Genomic DNA, 3,704 nt, shown 5'->3' with positions numbered 1-3,704 from the left:
ATTTTCACGGAGAGGATTTGATGATTTCGGTCTGGATGGTTGGAATTTAAGGATGGTTTTTTGCGTTAATTTTGAGTGGATTGAGTTGTTTGGATTGGTTCCGGTGACTTTAGGATTTTCGCTACCATAACATAGGGTTAGAGTTGAATTCTGTAAAATTTTATATTTTTTTAATGTTTTGAGAGGATTTTAGGAGAATTGAAGTGGGGTTAAGGGACTTTATCGTGAGAATAGGGGCAGTCACGGCATGATAAGCTGAGAAATATTGGTCAATTCTGAAGAGGTCCTGCTTTGGGAAGGGCGAGAGTTGGATTTGGGTACTCTTTCGAGTAAAATTGAGGGAATTTGGCCTAGGGTCGGACTGTCTGGAATTGTTTAGGAATTTTTAGAATAAGGGCTGTTATGAAACGTCGTTATTTTCTTCAAGGTGCCGGTGCAGCTTTAGGGGTTTTAGGGTGGAGTCAATTAGAGGTTCAGCGGCAAGGGTTGCGGTATGCTCAGGTTTTGGCTCAGGATACGCCGCGCAAGTTGGCTTTGTTGATAGGAATTAATGACTATTTTCAGGCTAAAATTAGTCCGTTACGGGGATGTATTACTGATGTTGAGTTACAGCGAGAGTTGTTGATTCATCGGTTTGGATTTAATCCCCAAGATATTCTGATGGTGACGGATAATACCCCCATTAAACCAACTCGCGCTGGGTTGATTGAGGCGGTGGAATCTCATTTAATTGCTCAGGCAAAACCGGGGGATGTGGTGGTATTGCATTTTTCGGGACATGGTGCACAGGTGGTTAATCCTTATAATCCCTTGGGGAATCCTCGGGAACGGTTGAATAGTACCTTTGTTCCAAGCGATCGCCAGACTTTAATTGAGGAGGGTCAGCGGACAGTTTCTGATATTATGGGGGCGAGTTTGTTTCTGTGGATGTCGGCGATTAATACGGAAAATATTACGGTAGTTTTAGATAGTTGTCACTCCGGTGGGGGTAAGCGGGGAAATTTGACGATTCGGGCAATTCCTGGCGGGGATTATCCCAATGCGGAAGAACGAGACTATCATCAGCAGTGGATTTCTCAGTTGGGAGTCTCACAACAGCAGTTTGTGGAGGACCGGCAAAAGGGGGTGGCGAAAGGGGTGGTGATTGCTTCGGCAGCAGCGACGCAATTGGCGGCAGATGCGGCGTTTGAGGGATTTTTTGCTGGGGCGTTTACTTATGTTCTCACGCAGTATCTATGGCAGCAAACAGGCAGTCACACGGTAAAAACGGTGGTGGGGAATGTCTCACGGAGTACGATGCGAATTTCTTCGACTCGCCAAGTACCGGAGATGGAGGTTAAACCGGGAAGCGGGAACGAATCGCAACCGACTTATTTCCTGCCGGTACAGTCACCTCCGGCAGAGGCGGTGATTACGGCAGTGAATGGCGATCGCCTGCAAGTGTGGTTAGGGGGGATTGATCCGCAGTCGTTGACGGCGTTTAATCGCAATGCGGTGTTTGCGGTGGTGACGGAGGCAGAACCCCCAGGATTGGTTCAAATTGAGTCGCGCCAGGGGTTATTGGCGCAGGGGAAGGCAGTCGCATCCTCGGCAGGAGTCAAACCGGGTGCGCTGTTGCAGGAACAGGCGCGGGCGATTCCGGATAATCTCACGTTGCGGATTGGGTTGGATGAGTCGTTGGGGGGAGAGTTGGAGGCGGCAAACCGGGCAGTTGCGGCCCTAGAACGGATGGAAGCGTTGCCGTTGGGGGAAACTGAGGTGCATTATATTTTGGGACGGATGACGGAGGCGTTGCATCAGGAAGTGCGGGAATCAGGGATGGCGGAGGTTCCGGCAGTGGGGAGTTTGGGGTTATATGATGCGGGGTTGGATTTGATTCCGGGTTCGTTTGGAGAGGTGGGAGAGTCGGTGGTTCAAGGATGCGATCGCCTGAAAAGTAAGTTTCGGGCATTGTTGGCGGCGCGATTGGTGAAATTGACCTTAAATGCGGAATCCTCTCGGTTGAATGTATCTTTGGGATTGAAAATGTTGCAAGGGTCTCAGGCGCAGTTTGCGGCGAGTGCGTTTACGACTCGTGGGGGGAGTGGAGGGACGACTGAAGTCGTTACTACGAACTTGGGAGGGGGGATTCCTCGGATTCCGGTGGGAGTTGAGGTGCAGTGTGAGGTGAGGAATGGGGAAAGTCGGGATTTATATGTGACGTTGTTGGTGATTACGACGACGGGGGAATTGGTGGTGGTTTTTCCGAATAGTTGGACGGCAGGGGTTGATGCAGCATTGGTGAAGGCGGGGGAAACGCGGTTGATTCCTGAGAGTGGCGATCCGTTTAAACTGACGATTTCACCGCCATTGGGGACGGCTGAAATTTTGGCGATCGCCAGTCTGTCTCCCTTGCGGACTTCCCTGCAACAGTTACAACAAATTGCAGCAGCGCGAGGGACGAGAGATGGGGTGTTAGGATTGGCAGAGGAATCGGTTTCAGCGGTGGAAAATTTATGGGGAGATTTGAACCAAAGTCGCTCTATTCCAGCATCTTTTGACCCCCGTTCTCGGGTGGCTCAAACGGAAGAAATGGCGGCTTTATCGATTACGTTTCAGGTGGTTTGATATGGAGAATGGAAGGGAATTATGGGCGGGTTTGGGAATATAGCGTTTTCCACATTTATGAGGTACATTCTTTTGGAGTGCGAGCATCTTGCTCGCTATTTTTAACGCTATTTTTAAAGCGAGCAAGATGCTCGCACTCCTTATAGCCTCTGGATCATGAGAGTTTAGTGGATGGGTAGGGTTTTTTTAATATATCTTGACAAGCCAGCTTTATATGATATAATAATAAGTTATTAAAAATAGAATTGTTTCAGGGTCCTCAACCTGTGCCAGGATTGGGGCGGAAAGGGTTAATTTAGGGTGCGATCGCCAGATTCCTGACCTATATAGAAGGGTTAAGAAAATATAGCTAGTCTTGCTTGCGAGTTTTGCTCCAAATCATTTAGGATTGCTATAGCAGATCCTTTATCAGTTGTGGAATGCCCTCACCCCCAACCCCCTTCGACCCTTCGACCCCCTTCGACCCCCTTCGACCCTTCGACTGGCTCAGGGCTCAGGACAGGCTTCGACCCCCTTCGACCCCCTTCGACCCCCTTCGACCCTTCGACTGGCTCAGGGCTCAGGACAGGCTTCGACTGGCTCAGGGCTCAGGACAGGCTTCGACCCGCTCAGGGCTCAGGGCTCAGGGCTCAGGGCTCAGGGCTCAGGGCTCAGGGCTCAGAGCTCAGGACAGGCCTCTCCCAAAGGGGGAGAGGGGAGCTATATATGTCATAAATCATTTAGGATTGCTATAGAAATATCTGTACCTCATGAGTCCAAAAACTGCTATATATCGACAACCTTGCAGTAATGGGACCATTCTTAACAACAGGGGCCGGGTCTGATCTCCCTTAAATCCCAAGAGATTTCTGATCGGGTAACGACCTCCAGGTGAGGGTTCCGTTGTAAAGCTGGTGTTGGGTTGTCTGAAAATGAGGAAGGACAGAGCATTTGCCCTGTCCCTACAATGCCCCTTTAATTGTGGGGTTTCAATCGATTTAAACGGGTCGAAGTTGGGGTAAAATAAACGAAACTGGACAAGATTAAATCGATTGAAGCGGTGATTGATTTCCATCCTAAGTGGGAACTAATTCCCCTGGACGTAATCGCGCCCATTT

The 3,704-nt window shown here is 49.5% G+C and carries 1 protein-coding gene; it reads left to right on the top strand.

The features are described 5' to 3' along the window. Window positions 1-402 precede the first annotated feature (402 nt). Complete coding sequence (locus J0895_RS08365; protein WP_207087650.1) at window positions 403-2,607, top strand: caspase family protein; 2,205 nt, start codon at window positions 403-405, stop codon at window positions 2,605-2,607. Window positions 2,608-3,704: the final 1,097 nt, after the last annotated feature.

The organism is Phormidium pseudopriestleyi FRX01, from assembly GCF_017313335.1.
GTDB lineage: Bacteria > Cyanobacteriota > Cyanobacteriia > Cyanobacteriales > Laspinemataceae > Laspinema > Laspinema pseudopriestleyi.
The sequence above is the reverse complement of the archived record's forward strand: the minus strand, read 5'-3'. Positions and strand labels throughout refer to the sequence as shown.